18 protein-coding genes, 1 tRNA gene and 1 pseudogene are annotated in these 20242 nt (G+C 71.6%); 13 read left to right on the top strand and 7 right to left on the bottom strand.

Translation table 11 applies throughout. The features are described 5' to 3' along the window. The first annotated feature begins 60 nt into the window (after window positions 1-60). The 6 genes and pseudogenes from ACZ4M3_RS10115 to ACZ4M3_RS10090 all read left to right on the top strand — a co-directional run bounded on the left by ACZ4M3_RS10115 (window position 61) and on the right by ACZ4M3_RS10090 (window position 4049). Window positions 61-849 carry a DUF881 domain-containing protein gene (locus ACZ4M3_RS10115; RefSeq protein ID WP_467731136.1) on the top strand — a complete coding sequence of 263 codons (789 nt, stop codon included), beginning with the start codon at window positions 61-63 and terminating at the stop codon, window positions 847-849. Then, on the top strand, window positions 806-1558 hold the full coding sequence (locus tag ACZ4M3_RS10110) for a class E sortase (RefSeq protein ID WP_467731135.1): 753 nt from the start codon (window positions 806-808) through the stop codon (window positions 1556-1558). The genes ACZ4M3_RS10115 and ACZ4M3_RS10110 overlap by 44 nt, the downstream gene beginning before the upstream one ends. Before the next feature lie 90 nt (window positions 1559-1648). Further along, window positions 1649-1825 (top strand): hypothetical protein, encoded by a 177-nt coding sequence (locus ACZ4M3_RS10105; RefSeq protein WP_453355894.1) that lies wholly within the window; start codon window positions 1649-1651, stop codon window positions 1823-1825. Continuing rightward, window positions 1822-2460, top strand: coding sequence for an aminodeoxychorismate/anthranilate synthase component II (locus ACZ4M3_RS10100; RefSeq protein WP_453409200.1), 639 nt, complete (start codon window positions 1822-1824; stop codon window positions 2458-2460). Before ACZ4M3_RS10105 ends, ACZ4M3_RS10100 begins: the two co-directional genes overlap by 4 nt. A gap of 143 nt (window positions 2461-2603) precedes the next feature. Continuing rightward, window positions 2604-3281, top strand: a pseudogene (locus ACZ4M3_RS10095) (class E sortase); the annotation flags it as partial. A gap of 36 nt (window positions 3282-3317) precedes the next feature. Then, window positions 3318-4049: a class E sortase gene (locus ACZ4M3_RS10090; RefSeq protein ID WP_467731134.1), complete on the top strand. Its 732-nt coding sequence runs from the start codon at window positions 3318-3320 to the stop codon at window positions 4047-4049. A 62-nt stretch (window positions 4050-4111) separates the two neighbouring features. Here ACZ4M3_RS10090 and pknB read toward each other — a convergent pair whose 3' ends face one another. The 6 genes from pknB to ACZ4M3_RS10060 all read right to left on the bottom strand — a co-directional run bounded on the left by pknB (window position 4112) and on the right by ACZ4M3_RS10060 (window position 12162). Next, a complete protein-coding gene (gene pknB / locus ACZ4M3_RS10085; RefSeq protein ID WP_467731133.1) occupies window positions 4112-6145 on the bottom strand; it encodes a Stk1 family PASTA domain-containing Ser/Thr kinase in 2034 nt (677 codons plus the stop codon). A 154-nt stretch (window positions 6146-6299) separates the two neighbouring features. Beyond that, the gene (locus ACZ4M3_RS10080; RefSeq protein WP_467731132.1) at window positions 6300-7760 is read right to left on the bottom strand and encodes a peptidoglycan D,D-transpeptidase FtsI family protein; all 1461 of its coding nucleotides are present in this window, start codon (window positions 7758-7760) and stop codon (window positions 6300-6302) included. Further along, complete coding sequence (locus ACZ4M3_RS10075; protein WP_467731131.1) at window positions 7757-9181, bottom strand: FtsW/RodA/SpoVE family cell cycle protein; 1425 nt, start codon at window positions 9179-9181, stop codon at window positions 7757-7759. The genes ACZ4M3_RS10080 and ACZ4M3_RS10075 overlap by 4 nt, the downstream gene beginning before the upstream one ends. A gap of 31 nt (window positions 9182-9212) precedes the next feature. Continuing rightward, the gene (locus ACZ4M3_RS10070) at window positions 9213-10679 is read right to left on the bottom strand and encodes a PP2C family protein-serine/threonine phosphatase (protein ID WP_467731130.1); all 1467 of its coding nucleotides are present in this window, start codon (window positions 10677-10679) and stop codon (window positions 9213-9215) included. Window positions 10680-10823: 144 nt separating this feature from the next. Then, complete coding sequence (locus tag ACZ4M3_RS10065) at window positions 10824-11324, bottom strand: FHA domain-containing protein FhaB/FipA (RefSeq protein WP_467731129.1); 501 nt, start codon at window positions 11322-11324, stop codon at window positions 10824-10826. Between the two features lie 10 nt (window positions 11325-11334). After that, window positions 11335-12162 (bottom strand): FhaA domain-containing protein, encoded by an 828-nt coding sequence (locus ACZ4M3_RS10060; protein WP_467731128.1) that lies wholly within the window; start codon window positions 12160-12162, stop codon window positions 11335-11337. 292 nt (window positions 12163-12454) lie between these two features. Here ACZ4M3_RS10060 and ACZ4M3_RS10055 point away from each other — a divergent pair. The 7 genes from ACZ4M3_RS10055 (at window position 12455) to ACZ4M3_RS10025 (ending at window position 18950) form a co-directional block, all read left to right on the top strand. Then, a tRNA-Leu gene (locus tag ACZ4M3_RS10055) sits at window positions 12455-12537 on the top strand. A 270-nt stretch (window positions 12538-12807) separates the two neighbouring features. Then, on the top strand, window positions 12808-13515 hold the full coding sequence (locus ACZ4M3_RS10050) for a hypothetical protein (RefSeq protein ID WP_467731127.1): 708 nt from the start codon (window positions 12808-12810) through the stop codon (window positions 13513-13515). A gap of 121 nt (window positions 13516-13636) precedes the next feature. Next, window positions 13637-15301: a sensor histidine kinase gene (locus tag ACZ4M3_RS10045; RefSeq protein ID WP_467731344.1), complete on the top strand. Its 1665-nt coding sequence runs from the start codon at window positions 13637-13639 to the stop codon at window positions 15299-15301. An 8-nt stretch (window positions 15302-15309) separates the two neighbouring features. Beyond that, window positions 15310-15969, top strand: coding sequence for a response regulator (locus ACZ4M3_RS10040; protein ID WP_467731126.1), 660 nt, complete (start codon window positions 15310-15312; stop codon window positions 15967-15969). Window positions 15970-16036: 67 nt separating this feature from the next. Then, window positions 16037-17473, top strand: coding sequence for a DUF2252 domain-containing protein (locus ACZ4M3_RS10035; RefSeq protein ID WP_467731125.1), 1437 nt, complete (start codon window positions 16037-16039; stop codon window positions 17471-17473). Window positions 17474-17611: 138 nt separating this feature from the next. Beyond that, complete coding sequence (locus ACZ4M3_RS10030) at window positions 17612-18445, top strand: J domain-containing protein (protein WP_467731124.1); 834 nt, start codon at window positions 17612-17614, stop codon at window positions 18443-18445. A 160-nt stretch (window positions 18446-18605) separates the two neighbouring features. Continuing rightward, window positions 18606-18950, top strand: coding sequence for a rhodanese-like domain-containing protein (locus tag ACZ4M3_RS10025; RefSeq protein WP_467731123.1), 345 nt, complete (start codon window positions 18606-18608; stop codon window positions 18948-18950). 49 nt (window positions 18951-18999) lie between these two features. Here ACZ4M3_RS10025 and ACZ4M3_RS10020 read toward each other — a convergent pair whose 3' ends face one another. After that, the gene (locus ACZ4M3_RS10020; RefSeq protein ID WP_467731122.1) at window positions 19000-20142 is read right to left on the bottom strand and encodes an acyl-CoA dehydrogenase family protein; all 1143 of its coding nucleotides are present in this window, start codon (window positions 20140-20142) and stop codon (window positions 19000-19002) included. Window positions 20143-20242 lie beyond the last annotated feature (100 nt).

Genomic DNA, 20242 nt, shown 5'->3' with positions numbered 1-20242 from the left:
TTGCCTGCCCCGGGCGTCCGTTAGCGTAGTGGACCTGTGGCGTTGAAGGAGAAGGGTACGTTGAGCGATTCCGACGACTCCTCCGCGGGTCCCCGCCGCCGGCTCCGCCCGGTCCGGCTGCTGACCGCCGCCGTTTTCGCCCTCGCGGGCCTCATCTTCGTCACCAGTTTCAACACGTCCAAGGGTACGAACATCCGCACGGACGCCTCGCTCCTCAAGCTCTCCGACCTGATCCACGAACGCAGCCAGAACAACGCGGAGCTGGAACAGACCACCGCTGCCGTACGCGGCCAGGTGGACGCCCTCGCCGAGCGCGACGACGGCAGCAGCAAGGCCGAGGACGCCAGGCTGGCGGCCCTGCGCGCGGCCTCGGGCACCGAGGAGATCTCCGGCAAGGGGCTCACGGTCACCCTCAACGACGCTCCGCCGAACGCCACGCCCCGCATCCCCAACGTGCCCGACCCCCAGCCCAACGACCTGGTCATCCACCAGCAGGACCTCCAGGCCGTGGTGAACGCGCTGTGGCAGGGCGGCGCCACCGGCATCCAGATCATGGACCAGCGCCTGATCTCCACCAGCGCCGTGCGCTGCGTCGGCAACACCCTGATCCTCCAGGGCCGGGTCTACTCGCCCCCCTACAAGGTCTCCGCGGTCGGCGACCCGGGCGCGTTGCGCAAGGCGCTGGCGGCCTCCCCGGCCCTGCAGAACTACCAGCTGTACGTCACCGCGTACGGCCTCGGCTGGAAAGTGGACGAGCACAAGGCGCTGACACTGCCCGGCTACTCCGGCACAGTGGACCTCCACTATGCGAAGCCGGTGGAACCCGCCACGCCCACGCCCACGCCCTGACGTCGTACTGCGCCTGCTGGTACGGACGTTCAGCGAACTGTGCCTGACGGCCGGGACGCTGATCGTGCTGTTCGTGGCGTACCTGCTGCTGTGGACGGGGGTCCGGGCCGACCGGGCCATGGACGGCGAGGTGGCCCGGCTGCGCGAGAGCTGGGCGGCGGCCCCCGAGCGGCCCGCGGGGCACGCCGCCCCCGCGCCTACCGCCCCCGCCCCCGCGCCCGCCGCCCGGCCGCCGCTGGCCGACGGGCAGGCCTTCGCCGAGATGTACGTCCCACGCTTCGGCGCCGACTGGAACAAGCCGCTGCTGGAGGGCACCGGCCCCGAGCCGCTCAAGCGCGGCCTCGGCCACTACCCGGGCTCGGCCCGCCCCGGGGAGAGCGGGAACGTCGCCGTGGCCGGGCACCGGCGGACGTACGGGGACCCCTTCAAGGACGTGCCGGAGCTGCGTCCCGGGGACGCCGTGATCATCAAGGACGCCGCGGCCTGGTACACGTACACCGTCCGGTCGGAGCCCCTGCGCATCCTGCCCACCGAGACCGGGGTGGTCGATCCGGTGCCGCGGCGCTCGCCCTTCGCCACCCCGGGCCGGTACCTGACGCTGACCACCTGCGAGCCCGAATGGGGCCACAGCCACCGCCTGGTGGTGTGGGCGGAGCTCACCGGAACCCGCCCGGCCGCCCAGGGACCGCCGGAGGGATTGCCGAGGTGACCCCCCTCTTACGGCCGCTGGCTTTAGTCTGTTGCGGTACCGCTCCCGCGGTGCGTGGGAGGAACGTGGAACGAGAGGGGAGCAGGCGCGATGTACGGCTGGATCTGGCGGCACCTGCCCGGCACCGCATGGGTACGCGCACTGATCTCGCTCGCACTGGTCCTGGCGGTGGTGTTCGTGCTGTTCCAGTACGTCTTCCCGTGGGCCGAGCCGCTCCTTCCGTTCAACGACGTGACGGTGGACGAGGGATCGGGAGCTGCTCCGTGAGCGCGCGCATTCTGGTTGTCGACAACTACGACAGCTTTGTCTTCAATCTGGTCCAGTACCTCTACCAGCTCGGCGCCGAGTGCGAGGTGCTGCGCAACGACGAGGTGGAGCTCGCCCACGCCCAGGACGGTTTCGACGGCGTACTGCTCTCCCCCGGCCCGGGCACCCCGGAGGAGGCCGGCGTCTGCGTCGACATGGTCCGGCACTGCGCCGGGACGGGCGTCCCGGTCTTCGGCGTCTGCCTCGGCATGCAGTCGATGGCCGTCGCCTACGGGGGCGTCGTCGGTCGGGCGCCGGAGCTGCTGCACGGCAAGACCTCGCCGGTGGTGCACGAGGGGCTCGGCGTGTTCGCCGGACTGCCGTCGCCGTTCACCGCGACCCGCTACCACTCGCTCGCGGCGGAGCCGGGGACCCTGCCCGACGCGCTGGAGGTCACCGCGCGCACCGAGGACGGGATCATCATGGGGCTCCGGCACCGGGAGCACGACGTCGAGGGCGTGCAGTTCCACCCCGAGTCCGTGCTGACGCAGTGGGGCCACCGGATGCTCGCGAACTGGCTCGTGCGCTGCGGTGACGCCGGGGCCGTCGAGCGGTCGGTGGGCCTGGCCCCGGTGGTGGGCAAGGCCGTCGCGTGACAGCCGTCGCGCCGTCCGCCCCCACGGGGGGCCGGGCCGCGCGGCGCAGGGCGGCACAGGAGGCCGCGAAGCGTACGCACGCGCGGGCGCGCAAGGGGGGCGGCGGACGCCGCCGCAGGCGTCCGCGCCCGGGCGGCCCGCTGGTGGTGCTGAGCCGGGCCCTCGGGGAGCTGTTCATCACCGTCGGCGTGGTGCTGCTGCTGTTCGTCACCTACCAGCTCTGGTACACCAACGTGCTGGCGGAGCGGACGGCGGACGGGGCCGCGGGCTCGCTCCGGCAGAACTGGGAACGGGCCCCCGGCGGGCCGGCCGCGCCGCCCGTGGCGGCGTTCGAGCCCGGCCAGGGTTTCGCGATCCTGTACATCCCGAAACTGGACGTGAAGGTGCCGGTGGCGGAGGGCGTCAGCAAGACGCAGGTGCTCGACAAGGGGATGGTCGGGCACTACGGCGAGGGGCCGCTGAAGACGGCGATGCCGTCCGACGCGCAGGGGAACTTCGCGCTGGCCGGCCACCGGAACACCCATGGGGAACCGTTCCGCTTCATCAACCGGCTGGTCCCGGGCGACCCGATCGTGGTGGAGACCCGGGACGCGTACTACACCTACGAGATGACCTCCGCGCTGCCGCAGACCTCACCGGCCAACGTGTCGGTGATCAAGCCGGTTCCCCAGGGCTCCGGATTCACCGGCCCCGGCCGGTACATCACGCTGACCACCTGCACACCTGAGTTCACCAGCACCTACCGGATGATCGTATGGGGCAGGATGACCGGGGAACGCCCCCGCAGTCAGGGTGCCCCGCCCGCGTTGAACAGCCCGTAAGCCGACCGTACGTACGCCACAGAGGACGAATCCGCAGTGTCTCGTGCCCGCCGCCGCCGTTCCGCACCGCCGCCCCGGAGCCGCAGTGTGCTCGCCGGGTTCCTGAGCCTGCTGGGCGAGCTCCTGATCACCGTGGGCCTGGTCCTCGGCCTGTTCGTCGCGTACTCCCTGTGGTGGACGAACGTGCTCGCGGACCGGCAGGCGTCGGCGCGCGGCGACGAGGTCCGCCGGCAGTGGCAGACCGCCCCGGGGACGAACGCGCCCCAGCCGCCGGGGGCGCTGGACACTCAGGGCGGCATCGGGTTCCTGCACGTACCGGCGATGGACAACGGCGAGGTGCTGGTCAAGCCGGGCACGTCGCCGGAGGTGCTCAACGACGGGGTCGCCGGGTACTACACGGAGCCGGTCAAGGCGGCGCTGCCGTGGGAGGAGAAGGGCAACTTCACGCTCGCGGCGCACCGCGACGGGCACGGGGCGAAGTTCCACGACATCGACAAGGTGAAGACCGGCGACGCGGTCGTCTTCGAGACGCGCGACACCTGGTACGTGTACAAGGTCTTCGCCGAGCTGCGCCAGACCTCGAAGTACGACGTGGACGTGATCAACCCGGTCCCCAAGGAGTCGGGCAGGACGGCCCCGGGCCGCTACATCACGCTGACGACCTGCACGCCCGTGTACACCTCGAAGTACCGGTACGTGGTGTGGGGCGAGCTGGTGCGCACGGAGAAGGTGGACGCCGAGCGCACCCCGCCCGCGGAACTGCGCTGACGGGAACGGCCCGGCCCCGTCCCGGAGCGGGGAGGGGCCGGGCCGTTGCCGTGGCGCCGGGTTCAGCGGCGCGTGCCGCCGGTGAGGCCGCCGAAGAAGCCGCCGCCGTCCTGGCCCTTGACGGTGCGGACGTTGATCACCGTGCCGGCGGGCTGCGGAGTGCCGACCGCCGGGTTCGAGTCGAGGACCACTGCGTTGTCGTCCGTCGGACCGGCGAGGACCGAGCCGAAGACCAGGCCGCTCGCCTGGAGGGTCAGCTTGGCCTGGGCCACGGTCTGACCGGTCAGCGGCGGCACCGCCGTCGGCGTCGCGGCTGCGGCCTTGGCGATGCTGACGTTGACCGCCGTGCCCTTGGCGAGTTCCTGGCCCGGCGCGTACTGCTGCGCCACGATCGTCTTCGGCGCCGGCGTGGTGCCGGCCGGCGGGTCGACCTCGGTGACGCTGCCGAGCTTGAGCTTGGCGTCGGAGAGCAGCTTGGCCGCCGCGTCCTGGGTCTTGCCGGTGAGGTCCGGGACGGTGCCCTTCGCGATCTCCTTGGAGACGGTCAGGGTGATGACCGAGCCCTTCTCCGCCTCGACGCCGGACTTCGGGTCCTGGTCCAGGACGATGCCGGGCGACTGGTCGGACTCCACGAGCTTCTTCTCGACCTGGAAGTTCTTCGCCGTCAGCGCGGATTCGGCCGCCTCGTACTTCATCCTGATCACGTCGATGACCGCGACCTTGGGCGCGCCCGAGGAGATCTTCACCTTGACCGGGGAGTTCTTGTCGGCCTTGATGTCGGGTGCCGGGGTCTGCTGGCAGACGCGGCCCTTGGGCTGGTCGTCGCAGGGCATCTCGCCGTCCTGGACCACCGAGAGGCCGACGTTCTTGCCCCGCTCCTGGGCCGAGGCCAGGGTCTCGCCGATCAGCTTCGGGACGGAGGGCCGGTTGTCGGCGCCGCCGGTGAAGATGGTGCGGCCGATGAGGATGGCGCCGACCAGGACGAGGACGGCGGCGACGGCCAGCAGGACCGTCGAGGCGCGGCTCTTCTTCTGCGGCCGGCGGCCGTGGCCGCCCTGGTCGTAGCCGCCGTGGCCCTGGTCGCCGTACCCGTAGCCGCCGTCGCCCGGGGCGGCCGGGGGCATCATCGAGGTCTGGCCGGGGTCGGGGCTGCGCAGGGCGGTGGTGGGCGCGTCGTAGCCCTGGTGGCCGTAGCCGTGGCCCTGGTCGCCGTAGCCGTATCCGGCGGCGCCCATGGCGGCGGTCGCGGCGACGGGCTGGCCGTCGAGGCAGGCCTCGATGTCGGCGCGCATCTCGTCGGCGGACTGGTAGCGGTAGTCGGGGTCCTTGACCAGCGCCTTGAGGACGATGGCGTCCATCACCGGCGTGATCTCGGGGTCGAAGTTCGACGGCGGCTGCGGTTCCTCGCGTACGTGCTGGTAGGCGACGGCCACCGGGGAGTCGCCGACGAACGGCGGCCGGACGCAGAGGAGCTCGTAGAGCAGGCAGCCGGCGGAGTAGAGGTCGGAGCGCGCGTCGACCTGTTCGCCCTTGGCCTGCTCCGGGGAGAGGTACTGGGCGGTGCCGATCACGGCGGCGGTCTGCGTCATGGTCATGCCGGAGTCGCCCATGGCGCGGGCGATGCCGAAGTCCATGACCTTGACCTGGCCGGTGCGGGTCAGCATCACGTTGGCGGGCTTGATGTCGCGGTGCACGATGCCGGCGCGGTGCGAGTATTCGAGCGCCTGGAGGATGCCGATGGTCATTTCCAGGGTGCGCTCGGGCAGCAGCTTGCGGCCGGAGTGCAGCAGCTCGCGCAGGGTGGACCCGTCGACGTACTCCATCACGATGTACGGGATGGAGATGTTGTCTACGTAGTCCTCGCCGGTGTCGTAGACGGCGACGATCGCCGGGTGGTTGAGCGATGCGGCCGACTGGGCCTCGCGGCGGAACCGGGCCTGGAAGGACGGGTCGCGGGCGAGGTCGGCGCGCAGGGTCTTGACGGCGACGGTACGGCCGAGCCGGGTGTCGTGACCGAGGTAGACCTCGGCCATGCCACCACGGCCGAGCACGTGGCTCAGCTCGTACCGGCCGCCGAGGCGACGCGGCTCTTCCATACTTGCAGCCCTCTCCGTCAGTCCCGACCGCACCGGTGTGTGGTCCGGCGGTGTGCTGTTCGCGCAAAGGCTACCGGCCGATCGGAGGTGATCGTCTCGTGACCACAGGCTGATACGAGACCGGTACCGAGCGCTCGGATCCTGTCTCCGCTTCTCACCCCTTGCTCTTCACGACGGCTTCCATGACCGCCTTGGCGACCGGCGCCGCCAGGCCGCCGCCGGTGATGTCCTCGCGGTCGGCGGCGCTGTCCTCGATGACGACGGCGACGGCGACGGGGGAGGAACCGTCCGGGAGCTTGGCGTAGGAGATGAACCAGGCGTAGGGGCGCTTGGCGTTCTTCTCGCCGTGCTGGGCGGTACCGGTCTTGCCGCCGACCGTCACGCCCTTGATCTTGGCCGGGGTGCCGGTGCCGTTCTCGACGACGTTGACCATCATCTGCTGGACCTTCTGCGCGTTGGCGGCGGAGAGGGGCCGGCTCATCTCCTGCGGCTCGTGCTTCTCGATCACGTCGAGGTTGGGCGCGGTCAGCTGGTCGACCATGAAGGGCTTCATCAGCTTGCCGTCGTTGGCGATGGCCGCGGTGACCATGGCCATCTGGAGCGGGGTGGCGGCCGTGTTGAACTGGCCGATGGAGCTCTGCGCGTTGCCGTCCCGGCCCATGGTCTTGTCGTAGACGCTGGCGAAGGCGCGGACGGGGGTGTCGATGGTGCTGTTGAAGCCGAACTTCTGGGCCATGTCGACCATCTTGTCGCGGCCGACCTTGTCGCCCATGTTCGCGAAGACCGAGTTGCAGGAGACCCGCAGCGCGTTGTTCAGGCTCGACTTCTCGCAGCCGCTGGCGTGGTTGACCATCGGGGTCTTGGTGCCCGGCAGGATGTACGGCTCGGGGGTGTCCGTGGCCGCGTCGATGTCCGTGACGACGCCGTTCTCCAGCGCCGCGGCGGCCGTGACGACCTTGAAGGTGGAGCCCGGCGGGTAGGTCTCGCGCAGAGCGCGGTTGACGAGGTTCTTGTCCTCGCTGTCGTTGAGCTCGCGCCAGGCCTTGCCGTCGTCCTTGGAGAACCCGGCGAACTTGGACGGGTCGTAGGACGGCGTGCTGACCAGGGCCAGGATGGCGCCGGTCCGCGGGTCGATCGCCGCGACGGCGCCCTTCTTGGTGCCGAGCTGCTGGTAGGCGGCCTTCTGGGCGGCGGCGTTCAGCGTGGTGACCACGTTGCCGCCCTGCTTCTTCTCGCCCGTGAACATGCCGATGGTGCGGTCGAAGAAGAGCCGGTCGTCGTTGCCGGTGAGGATGCCGTCGTCGATGTTCTCCAGCTGAGTGGAGCCGAAGGCCTGCGAGGCGTAGCCGGTGACGGGCGCCCACAGCGGGCCGTCGAGGTACGTCCGCTTGAACTTGAAGTCGCTGCCGTCGGTGACCGCGGAGCCCGTGATGGGCTGGCCCTCGACGATGATGTTGCCGCGCTCGGTGGCGTACTGGGCGATCTGGACCCGGCGGTTCTCCTTGCGGGTGCTGAGTTCCTCGGCCTGGACGTACTGCAGCCAGTTCGTACGGATCAGCAGCGCGAGGACGAGCAGCCCGCAGAACAGCGAGATGCGGCGCAGGGGCTTGTTCATGACGGGCGGACCACCTGGGTCATCTCGGAGTCGGGGGACGGGGCGGGGGCCGGGGCCGGGCGGCGGGCGGTGTCGCTGATCCGGATGAGGATGGCGATGAGCACCCAGTTCGCGAGGACGGAGGAACCGCCCGAGGCGAGGAAGGGCATGGTCATGCCGGTGAGGGGGATGAGGCCCATGACTCCGCCGGCGACGACGAAGATCTGCAGCGAGAACGCGCCGGAGAGGCCGATGGCGAAGAGCTTGCCGAACGGGTCGCGGGCGGCGAGGGCGGTGCGGACGCCGCGCTCGATGATCAGGCCGTAGAGCAGGAGGAAGGCCATGACGCCGGAGAGGCCGAGTTCCTCGCCGACGGTGGAGAAGATGAAGTCGGAGTTGGCCGCGAAGCCGATCAGGTCGGAGTTGCCCTGTCCCCAGCCGGTGCCGAGGACCCCGCCGGAACCGAAGCTCATGATCGACTGGCCGACCTGCTCGCACGCGCCGGACTTGCTGTAGCAGGCGAAGGGGTCGAGCCAGGCGGTGACGCGGACCTTGACGTGGCTGGCGGTGGTGCCGACGACGACGGCGCCGCCGACCGACATGAGCAGGCCGATCACGATCCAGCTGGTGCGCTCGGTGGCCACGTACAGCATGATCACGAACATGCCGAAGAAGAGCAGCGAGGTGCCGAGGTCGTTCTCGAAGACGAGGACGAGCAGGCTCATCGCCCAGATCATCAGGATCGGGCCGAGGTCACGGCCGCGCGGCAGGTAGAGCCCCATGAACCGGCGGCTGGCCAGGGCCAGGGCGTCGCGCTTCACCATCAGGTAGCCGGCGAAGAAGATCGCGATCACGATCTTCGCGAACTCGCCGGGCTGGATGGAGAAGCCGCCGACGCTGATCCAGATCTTGGCGCCGAAGACGTCGGCGCCCAGGCCCGGGACGACGGGCAGGATCAGCAGGACCAGGGAGGCGGCCATGGAGATGTACGTGAACCGCTGGAGCACGCGGTGGTCCTTGAGGACCAGCAGCACCACCGCGAACAGGGCGAGGGCGAGCGCGGTGTACATCATCTGGCGCGGGGCGGACTCGGTGAACGTGCCGAACTGGCGCTTGGCGAGGTTCTGGAGCCGCTCGGACTGGTCGAGCCGGTAGATGATCACGAGCCCGAGCCCGTTGAGCAGCGTGGCGATCGGCAGCAGCAACGGGTCGGCGTACTTGGCGTAGCGGCGTACGACGAGGTGCGCGAGGCCGGCGAGCACGCCGAGGCCGAGCCCGTAGGTGAGCATGCCCGGGGGCAGCTTCCCGTGGACCGACAGGCCTACGTTGGCGTAGGCGAAGATCGGGATGACCACGGCGAACGCGAGCAGCAGGAGCTCGGTGTTCCGCCGGCTCGGCAGCTCGATCGCGCCGATGGTGGTCGTGTTGGTGACAACGCTCATGGTGTGGCAGGCCCCCTGTGCCCGCGTGTGGCTACGGCTTTTCGCACTGGGCGGCCAGCTGCTGCTCCGCGGGAGTCAGGCTGGGGCCGGGTGTCGGGCTGTTCTGCGCCTCGGCGGCGCGGCGGGCTTCGTCCTTCTTGCAGGCGGACACCTGGGCGCCGAGCTCGTCGATCTTCTTGCGGGCTCCGTCGAGGCTGCCTTCGCCGATATTGCCCTCGACCTGCTTGCGCTTGAAGGACGGCAGGTACTTCAGTTCGATGTCGGGGTGGTCCGTCTCCACCTGAGAGAGGTGGATCCAGGCGAGGTTCTGGCTGATGCCGCGGTACAGCGCGACGTGCTCGTCCTTGACGCCCACGTAGAACTGGGTCTGGGTCCAGCGGTGCCCGGCGTACACGCCGCCGCCGACCACACCCGCGACGAGCAGCAGCATCAGGGTCCGGGTGGTCCACTTGCGCCCTTTGCCGCGGCGCCTGCGGGGCTTGTCGTACGTGTCCTCGTAGCCGGAATCTGAGTCGTACGCGCTGCTGTCGGCGTCGCCGAAGCTGCCGTACCCACCGCCGCCCTGGCCCTGGTCGGGGTATCCGTAGCCGGGGTGGTCGCCGCTGCCGGGCGGGCCGAAGGCCCCCGCCGGCGGGGCGGCCGGGCGGCCGAGCCCGGAGGCGCGGCCGGCCGGGGTCTGCATGGCGTTGCCGTCGAAGAGCTGGTGCTGGTTCTCGGCGACCGCGCCGACGACCACGGGGGTGTCGTTCAGCTGGGCGGCGAGGGTGTCGCCGCTGTCGGTGTCGAGGACGTCGGCCACGATGCAGGTGATGTTGTCGGGGCCGCCGCCGCGCAGGGCGAGCTGGATCAGGGACTGCACGGTCTCGTGCGGGCCGTGGTAGTCGGCGAGGGTCTCCTCCAGGGTCTGGTGGGAGACGACGCCGGAGAGACCGTCGGAGCAGATGAGGTAGCGGTCACCGGGCCGGACCTCGCGGATGGACAGGTCCGGTTCGACGATGTCGCCGCTGCCGAGGGCCCGCATCAGCAGCGAGCGCTGCGGGTGGGTGGTGGCTTCCTCTTCGGTGATGCGGCCCTCGTCGACGAGGCGCTGCACCCAGGTGTGGTCCTGGGTGATCTGCGTGAGGACGCCGTCGCGCAGGAGGTAGGCGCGGGAGTCGCCGACGTGGACGAGGCCGAGGCGCTGGCCGGTCCACAGGAGGGCGGTCAGGGTGGTGCCCATGCCCTCCAGCTGCGGGTCCTCCTCGACCATGACGCGCAACTGGTCGTTGGCGCGCTGCACGGCGACGCTGAGGGCGGTGAGGATGTCGGAGCCCGGGACGTCGTCGTCGAGCTGCACGAGGGTGGAGATCACCTCGGAGCTGGCGACTTCGCCGGCGGCCTGGCCGCCCATGCCGTCGGCGATCGCGAGGAGGCGGGGGCCGGCGTAACCGGAGTCCTCGTTGCCCTCGCGGATCATGCCCTTGTGCGATCCGGCGGCGAACCGCAGGGACAGACTCATGCGCACCTGCCCTGTCGACGCTGCCTCCGGGTACAACCGGTCTCGAGCCACACTGCCCACCCTCCGGTCGGGAGCGCGCTCGGGTCCGTGTCCCCGCTGGGACGGACCGCCGCGGCTCGCTCGCTCCGCTCGCTCATTCTCGTACTACTTCCGCAGCTCGATGACGGTCTTGCCGATGCGGATCGGGGCGCCCGGCGGGATGGGCGTCGGGGTGGTCAGCCGGGTCCGGTCGAGATAGGTGCCGTTGGTGGACCCGAGATCCTCGACGATCCACTGGCCGTCGGTATCGGGGTAGATCCTGGCATGGCGGCTGGACGCGTAGTCGTCGTCCAGCACGATCGTGGAGTCGTGGGCGCGGCCCAAGGTGATCGTCTGCCCGGACAGGGCGACCGTGGTGCCCGTGAGGGTGCCCTCGGACACGACGAGTTTGGTGGGCGCCCCACGGCGCTGCCGCTGCTGCGGGGGCGCGCTGGCGCGCCCCGTCTGCTGCGGGGCACCGCCTGCGCCGCCGCCGCGGCGGGAGCCGCGTTGCGTGACTCTCGTTCCGAAGAGGTCGCTGCGGATGACCTGAACGGCCACGATGACGAACAGCCACAGAACGGCCAGGAAACCCAACCGCATGACCGTCAGGGTCAGCTCTGACATTGCCCCCGCTTCACCCTTCGGCTTGCCGGTAAATGATGGTGGTGCTGCCCACGACGATCCGCGAGCCGTCGCGGAGCGTAGCGCGGGTGGTGTGCTGCCCGTCCACCACGATGCCGTTGGTGGACCCGAGATCCTGGATCGTCGGGGGCGTTCCGGTCCGGATCTCACAGTGCCGGCGCGATACGCCGGGGTCGTCGATCCGCACATCGGCCTCGGTGCTTCGGCCGAGTACGAGCGTGGGGCGCGAGATCTGGTGGCGGGTGCCGTTGATCTCGATCCAGCGGCGCGTGCTGCCCGGGGCGCCCGGTCCCGGGCCGGGGGCGGCACCGGGGCTGCCCCTGCGCGCTGCGGGGCCGCCGGGCGGCGGCGCGCTCGGCATGGGCGGGGCGTCGACCGGGGGGTACCCGTAGCCGCCCTGCTGCGGAGCCTGGCCCTGCCCCTGGGGGGCGCCCTGCTGGGAGGTGCTGGAGGCGAGGGTGCGACTGCGCACGCGGTAGAGACCGGTGTCCAGGTCGTCGGCCTTCTCCAGGTGCACCTTGATCGGGCCCATGAAGCTGTAGCGCTGCTGCTTGGCGTAGTCGCGGACGAGGCCCGCGAGCTCGTCGCCGAGCTGGCCGGAGTACGGGCTCAGGCGGTCGTAGTCGCCGGTGCTGAGCTCCACGATGAAGTCGTTGGGTACGACGGTCCGCTCGCGGTTCCAGATGGTGGCGTTGTTGTCGCACTCGCGCTGGAGGGCGCCGGCGATCTCCACCGGCTGGACTTCGGACTTGAAGACCTTGGCGAAGGTGCCGTTCACCAGACCTTCGAGTCGCTGCTCGAACCGCTTCAGAACTCCCATGGGGCACCTCCTCCGTCGTTGTCGCCCTGTACTGCTTACTGATCGTATCCACGCGTGGCGGATTCGGGTGGTTCCCCTCCGGTCCCGTGCGCAGGAGTGTTGGTCCTCACAGGGATCGTAGGGGCGCTCCAGGGACAGTGTCCCGCACCGGGAGCGGAGTGCGGGAGGGGACCGTCGTGGCGGTGGTGGCGGGTGGACGGAAAGCGATGTGATTCCACCCCGTCCGACGTGCTAATGTTTCGACGTCGCCAGGGGAACGGCCCGAAAGGGAAGAACCGCTGGGGAGCTGCTCGGGCGAGTGGCGGAACGGCAGACGCGCTGGCTTCAGGTGCCAGTGTCCTTCGGGACGTGGGGGTTCAAATCCCCCCTCGCCCACTGAGGACGCCGATGAAACGGTGTTCTTGGCAACGACGAAACGGTCGTCATCGCGAAAGCGGTGGCGGCCGTTTTGCTTTGTCCCGCGGAGGGTTCGTGGGCGGGGCGTGGGTGGGGTGGTCGGGCGGCCGCCTTCGTGATCGCGGCGCTGAGGCTGCGTCAGGCGCGTGGGCGCCGGTGACGTACGTCATGACCGGACCGTGGGTTGTGCACGGAAGCCGGTGACATCCGTCCCGCTGGACCGCCGGCCGCCGCGAGCAGAGTGGGGGCATGGGGACGGTCCACGGGGAAACGACGGGAAGGCCGGCCGTGGTGTGGCTGGTGACCCTGCTGAGGGACTTGGCCGGTTGGCTGCGGCGCGAGCCGGTGGCGGTGCCCGAGGGGGTTCGGGCGATCTCGCATTCCGCGGACGCGCGGCTGGTGCTCTGGGCGGTGGCCGGGGCGGACCTGGTCGTCGAGGTCGTCGTCGACGCGATGGTCCCGCCCGCGCTGCGGGTGTGGCACCTGCTGTGGGTCGGGGGCACGCTCGTGCTCTGCGCCGGGGTCTGCGCGATGACCGTCCGGACGCCGCATCTGCTGGACGGTGGGGTGCTGTGGCTGCGGACCGGGCCCTTGCGCGGGCTGTGCCTGCCGCTGTCGCAGGTGGTGGGCGTGCGGGCCGAGCACGGGCTGACGGTCGGGCACGGGCTGCGGAGGGCACCGGACGACGGGGAGGCGGTGGCGTGCTCCGTCACCAGTGCCACCACCGTCGTCCTCGTCCTGTCGGAGCCGGTGGCGGTGCGGTTCCGGCGGGGCGGCCCCGTCATGGCCCGCCGGGTCCGGTTCGCTGCGGACCGGCCGGCCGAGGCCGCACGGCTGATCAGGGAGGCGACGTTGCGGGCCGGCGGGGGGTCAGAGGAGGGCGCTGCAGGGCCACTTCGGCCAGCTCGGGAACGCACCGACCGCGCCGACGCCTTGCGCGAGGCCGGGGACACCTGAGGGCCGCTCGCCGTCCTCGTCGTCCCGCCCGGCGACTTTCGTCGCGCAACGCGCGACGAAGGAGGACGGCCGACGGCGTGTCCCGGTGTCTAGGGTCGGGCTCGTGGATGCGACGGCGAGGATGCGAGCGGGCTGGGACTGGTTGAAGGGTCCCGAGCCGTGGACCCGGCGCACCCTGGCGGTGGACCTGGCGCTCGTCGGAGTGCTGGTGGTGCTCGGGCTCGGTGTGGAGGAGCTCGACCACGGCTCCGAGCAGCGGATGCTGGCCAGTGCGGTCGCCGTGGCCCTGCTGGTGCTGCTGCGGCGACGGCTGCCGGTGGCGACGCTGGTCGTGGCGGCGGCCGTGTCCCCGTTCCTGCCCGGAACCCTGCTGGTCACGAGTCTGCTGGGCTGGTCGGCGGGGCGCCGGATCGTCGGGGTGGGGCGGGCGCTGGGCGCCTTCACGGTGGCCTTCGTCGCCGAGGTCGGCCTGAGCGTGGTGGAGCAGGGGTCGTACATGCGGCCGCTACTGGTGATCGTCTTCTCGGCGCTGATGTTCCTGGCGACCACGGTGATGCCGGGGCTGGCCAGCCGCTACTGGTCCCAGCGCCGCACCCTGCTGCGTGCCCTCCAGGAGCGCAACGGGCAGCTGATGCGCGAGCGGGCCATGGTCGCCGGCCAGGCCCGGCTGCGGGAACGGCAGCGGATCGCCCAGGACATGCACGACAGCCTGGGCCACCAGCTGGCGCTCATCTCCGTGCACACGGGTGCGCTGGAGGTGGATCCGAAGCTCACCGACCACCAGCGCGAGGCGGTGGGCGTGCTGCGGCAGGCCTCGGTCGCGGCCATGCACGAGCTGCGCGAGGTCGTCGGGATCCTCCGCGACGGGGTCGAGGCCCCGGTCCCGGCCGAAGAGGCGGCGCAGCCCGCGGCGCGCGGCGTGGCGGGCATCGCCGCGATCGTGGAGGCGGCCCGGAGCGTCGGGACCGACGTAGGGCTGACCACCTCGGGGCAGCCGAGGCCGTTGGCCGCGGCCTGTGACCACGCGGCCTACCGGATCGTGCAGGAGGCGCTGACGAATGCCTACAAGCACGCCCCCGGCGCGCGGATCACTGTGGAGCTGCGGTACGAGGACGACTCGCTGGTGGTGGAGATCGCCAACGGTCCCGCGGCCGGAGCGGGCGACGCCGACGTGGTGTCGGGCGGACAGGGGCTGACCGGGCTGCGGGAGCGGGCCCGGCTGGTGGGCGGGATGGTGTACGCGGGCGCGGCCGAGGGCGGCGGGTTCCGGGTGGCCGGTGTGCTGCCGTACGGAGCGGAGCCGGCGGGGGCGGAGGAGGTGGCCGACGACTTCGGCCAGCAGGCACGGCCGCCGGTGCTGAAGGACGCGCCGCCGATGGACTGGGCGGCGGTCGACCGTGAGCTGGAGGTGCCCGGGCGCACCCGGACCGGGGGCGTCGCTCTGGGGTGCGGTATCGCCTTCGCGGCGGTGGTGCTGCTGGTGATCGTGGTCGGGGCGGGACTGGCGCTGGTGGTGAGTTCGGCGACGGACGCGATGATCAGCCGTGCCGACTTCGACGCCGTGCGCGTGGGTGAGCCGGAGAAGGCGGTCCGCGACCGGTTGCCGGACGGGGGAAGCATCCTGACCTCGGGTATGGAGCGGAAGGGGCCGCCGCGGCCGGAGGGCGCCGACTGTCTGGTGCTCCTGTCCGAGGAGGACTCCCGAATGGCCACCGACACGGTTTTCCGGTTCTGCTTCAAGGACGGCAAGCTCGTCGACAAGCAGGCGTACGAGGTCCAACAGTAGGAGCGCGGGTGACAGCCGGAGTGATCCGAGTGGTGATCGCTGATGACGAGCCGCTGATCCGGGCCGGGATCAGGATGATCCTGACCTCGGCGCCGGCCATCGAGGTCGTGGCCGAGGCGGCGAACGGCCGGGAGGCGGTGGAGCTGGCCCGCGCCCACGTCCCCGACGTGCTGCTGCTGGACATCCAGATGCCCGTCATGGACGGGCTGACGGCCCTCGGTGAGCTGGGCCGCGCGGTTCCCGACGTGCGGGCGCTGGTCCTGACCACCTTCGGCGAGAAGGAGAACGTCCTGCGGGCACTGAGCCAGGGCGGTGCGGGATTCCTGCTCAAGGACTCGGCACCGGGCGAGTTGATCGGAGCGGTAAGGGCGGCCGCGGCCGGGGACGCGTACCTCTCGCCCGGGGCGGCCCGGCACGTGGTCGACCAACTGGCTTCGGGGCGGGCCGCCGGGCGCGGCGAGGCGGCCCGGCGGTTGGTCGCGGAGCTGAGCGAGCGCGAACGCGGGGTTCTGGCCCTCCTGGGCGAGGGACTGTCCAATGCGGACGCCGGGCGGCGGCTGCACATGAGCGAGGCGACGGTGAAGACGTACGTGAGCCGGATCCTGGCCAAGCTGGAGTGCGAGAACCGGGTCCAGGCCGCCCTGCTGGCCAGGGACGCCGGGCTGTAGATACGGTCAGGCCGAATCATTGATGTTGGCCGATAAGTACGGCAGTTACGGGTGGGGGGCGGCACGCATGGTGGCGGTACCGGCGGAGCAGGCAGTGGCGGCGGAACCGGCGACGGGGGCCGGGCGGATACCGCGGGTGGCCGGGTTCGCGCCACGGGTCGTGGCGGGCTCGGCCAAGGAGACCGGCAGGGCGCTGCGGGCCCGCGTACCGCGCTCGGCGCACGCACGGTTCGAGGCTCCGGCCGGACGGCCGGACGCCGTCCGCGCGGTCGAGGAGTCCAACGTCGGGCGGGTAGCGGAACTCACCCCGATCCGAGTCGGCCGGATGGCCGCGAACCCCTTCGCGTTCCTGCGCGGCGCGGCCGGCCTGATGGCGCACGACCTGTCCGGCGGCCCGGTGACCGGCGTCGGCGCGCAGATCTGCGGGGACGCGCACGCGGCGAACTTCGGCCTCTACGGGGACGCGCGCGGCCGGCTCGTCATCGACCTGAACGACTTCGACGAGACCGTGTTCGGTCCCTGGGAGTGGGACGTGAAGCGGCTGGCGACCTCGCTGGTGCTGGCCGGCCGGGTGGCGGGGGCGGACGAGGACACCTGCCGGGCGGCCGCGCTCGATGCGGTCGGCGCCTACCGGCGGACCATGCGGCTGCTGGCCAAGCTGCCCGCGCTCGACGCGTGGAACGCCATCGCGGACGAGGAACTGGTCTCGCACACCGATGCCCGGGACCTGCTGGGCACCCTCGAACGGGTCTCGGAGAAGGCCCGCAACAACACCTCGGCCCGGTTCGCCGCCAAGTCGACGGAGGCCTGCCCCGACGGGTTCCGCCGCTTCGTGGACGCCCTCCCGGTCCTGCGGCGGGTCGGGGACGACGAGGCGGCCGCCGTGGCGGCCTCGCTGGGCCCGTACCTCAACACCCTCCAGGGCGACCGGCTGCCGCTGCTGGCCCGGTACGCCATCCATGACGTGGCGTTCCGCGTGGTGGGCACCGGCAGCGTCGGCACCCGCTCGTACGTGGTGCTGCTGCTGGACCACCGCGGGGAGCCGCTCGTGCTCCAGGTGAAGGAGGCGCGGCCGTCGGTGCTGCTGCCGCACCTGCCCGCGCTGGGCTTCCACGCGCCGGAGGAGGAGCACGAGGGCCGCCGGGTGGTGGCCGGGCAGCAGCGGATGCAGGTGGTCTCGGACATCCTGCTGGGCTGGACCACCGTGGAGGGGCGGCCCTACCAGGTCCGCCAGTTCCGCAACCGCAAGGGCAGTGTGGACCCGGCGGCGCTCGCCCCCGAGCAGATCGACGACTACGGCCGGATGACCGGCGCCCTGCTGGCCCGGGCCCACGCGCACAGCGCCGATCCGCGGGTGCTCGCCGGCTACTGCGGCAAGAACGAGGAGCTGGACGAGGCGATGGCCGACTTCGCCGTGGCCTATGCGGACCGCAGCGAGGCCGACCACGCCTATCTGGTGGCGGCGGTCCGGTCGGGCCGGATCGCGGCCGAGTTCGGCGTCTGAGCCGTCCGGCCCTCCGGAGACGGCCGGCGGGTCCGGATACTGGTGGGTGTTTCACGTGAAACGCCGATCCGACACCGGTGGGTGTTTCACGTGAAACACGAAACATCCACCGGGGCGGGCGGGCCTTAGGCTGGCCGGGTGAGCGAGCACACGGAGCAGACAGTCCCCCAAGAGCCCGCCGACTCCGGCGACGAGCGGCCCGAGGCCCGGCTCGACCGGGCGGTGCGCGCCGCCGAGCAGGCGCTGATCGAGTTCGAGATCGCGGTGGAGACCTTCCGGGTCGAGGTGGAGAACTTCTCCAGGCTGCACCACCAGAAGCTCGGCCCGATGTACTCGCGGCTGGACGAGCTGGACGCGCTGATCGCGGAGGCGAAAGCGGCGCGCACCGGCGACCCCGAGGACCTGCGGCGGGCCCGCGACGCGCGGTCGCTGGTGATGCCGATGCCCGGGGTCGACGAGCTGTTCCACGACTGGATGGACTCCGACGGGATCTCCGACGACGCGTCCGCGATGCTCACCGACCGGACGGTGCGGCCGCCGGAGCGGGTGCGTCCGACGGAGGAGGTACGCAGGCTGTACCGGGAGCTGGTGCGCAAGGCGCATCCGGACCTCGCCCAGGACGAGGCCGAGCGGACGCGGCGCGACGCGTTCATCGCCCGGGTCAATGCGGCCTACGGGCGGGGTGAGGAAGCCCTGCTCCGTGAGCTGGCCGAGGAGTGGGCGGCGGGCCCGGCGCCGGAGGCGGCACGCCCGAGCGAGAGCGAGGAGCTGTACGCCCGGCTGGAGTGGCTGGCGCGGCGCAAGGAGCTCTTGGCGGCGGTCGCCCGGGAGCTGGAGGAGAGCGCGATCGGGTCGATGCTGCGGATGGCCCCGGACGACCCGGACCGGCTGCTGGAGGAGATCGCGGAGCAGCTGCTGGCCCAGGTCTCCGAGCGGGAGTCGGAGCTGGCGGGTCTGACCGCGGAGCAGTGACGGCGCGGAGCAGTGACGGCGCGGAGCAGTGACGGCGCGGAGCAGTGACGGCGGTGAGCCGCGCGGCGCACGGCCGGGTGGGCGGCCGCCCGCGTCGGACTCGACGGGATCCGGGCCGGTATAGGTTGGGGTCCGGATCTGTGACGAGAGAAGGCGACGTATGAACTTCGGACCGCTTCCCTCGGTGGGTGCCGCCGAGGTGCCCTCCGAAGGCTTTGTCCTGGACGTCCGCGAGGACGACGAATGGGCGGCCGGGCATGTCGAGGGCGCACTGCACATCCCGATGAGCGACTTCGTGGCCCGCTTCGGCGAGCTCACCGAGGCCGTCGAGGACGGCGGCCGGGTACACGTGATGTGCCGGGTGGGCGGACGTTCCGCGCAGGTCACCCAGTACCTCGTGCGTCAGGGCATGGACGCCGTGAACATCGACGGCGGCATGCAGGCCTGGGAGGGCGCAGGCCGCCCGATGGTCAGCGAGAGCAGCAACCCGCCCTTCGTGCTGTAAGGCGCGGCCGGCCGCCGCGGACCCACCGGTGAGGACCGGCCGGGGCGGGTCAGCCGAGCGGATGGGCCGCCAGCAGGTCTCCCAGCGCCTCCTCGTGCGCGGCGGCCGGTCCGAGCTGGAGTTCCAGCTGCTTGGCCCAGGCGTGGTAGCGGTGCAGTGCGTAGTCGGTGTCGGCGCCGAAGCCGCCGTGCAGGTGCTGGGCGGTCTGCACGACCCGGCGTACGCCCTCTGAGGCCCAGATCTTGGCCACCGCGACATCACCGGCGACCGGCAGCGGGCCCCCCGCGCCCGCTGCCGCGCTCTCCAGCCGCCAGGCCGCCTGCCAGAGGGTGACCTCCATCGCGCGCAGGTCGATGTACCGGTCCGCTGCCTGCACGGCGACGGCCTGGAAGGTGGCGACGGGGAAACCGAACTGCTCCCGTTTGCCGGTGTACTGGCTGGTCATGCCCAGGACGGCTTCGCCGAGGCCGAGCGCGAGGGCGCAGGTGCCGGTCGTCAGCAACCGGTGGAGCAGCTGCCATGCCTCCGGGTCGTCGATGACGTGCGTGGAGGGCACCCGGGCGCCGTCCAGGGTGAGGTGGGCGAGCCGCTCCCCGCTGGTGGAGTACTGGTCCGCGAAGGTCAGCCCCTCGGTGCCCGGGGGAACCAGTGCGAGGACCGCCGCCCCTTCCCCGGTGTGGGCGGGTACGGCGATCCAGTCGGCGCTCTGCGCCCAGGGGACGGAGGTCTGTACCCCGGTCAGGACCCAGCGTGCTCCGTCGGGGCGGGCGGTGACGGCGAGTTCGGCCGGATCGTGGCCGGTGCGGCCGTGGGCGGCGGCGGTGAGGACGAGGGCCCCGCGCCCGGCTCCGGGAAGCAGGGCGGAGGCCAGTGCCGGGCTGCCGTGGGCCTGGACCGCCATGGCGGTGGCGCAGTGCTCCAGCAGCGGTACCCGGGCCAGCACCTTCGCCGCCTCGCGCAGCACCAGGCAGAGGGTGATGGCGTCGAGCCCGGCCCCGCCGTGTTCCTCGGCGAGGACCAGGCTCAGCAGGTCGGACCCGGCCAGCCGAGCCCACAACGGCCGGTCGAAGTCGTCGGCCACCGCTCCCGGGGTGAGCGCGGGACTCGGAACGCTGTCGGGCGAGACACCCGCGAACACGGCCCTGGCCGCTTCGACGGCGGCCTGCTGCTCCTCGGTGAAGGTGAAGTCCACTGCCTGTCCTCCCGGGTGTCCACCGGACCCTGTCGGTTCGAAGCGGTGCTCTGATCTGACGGAGCGTCAAGATAGAGCAGCCGCTGCGAAAAGCACAGCC

The sequence above is a fragment of the Streptomyces sp. NPDC026522 genome, assembly GCF_055567555.1.
Note: the sequence above shows the minus strand (reverse complement) of the source record. Positions and strands in the feature narration are given on the sequence as shown.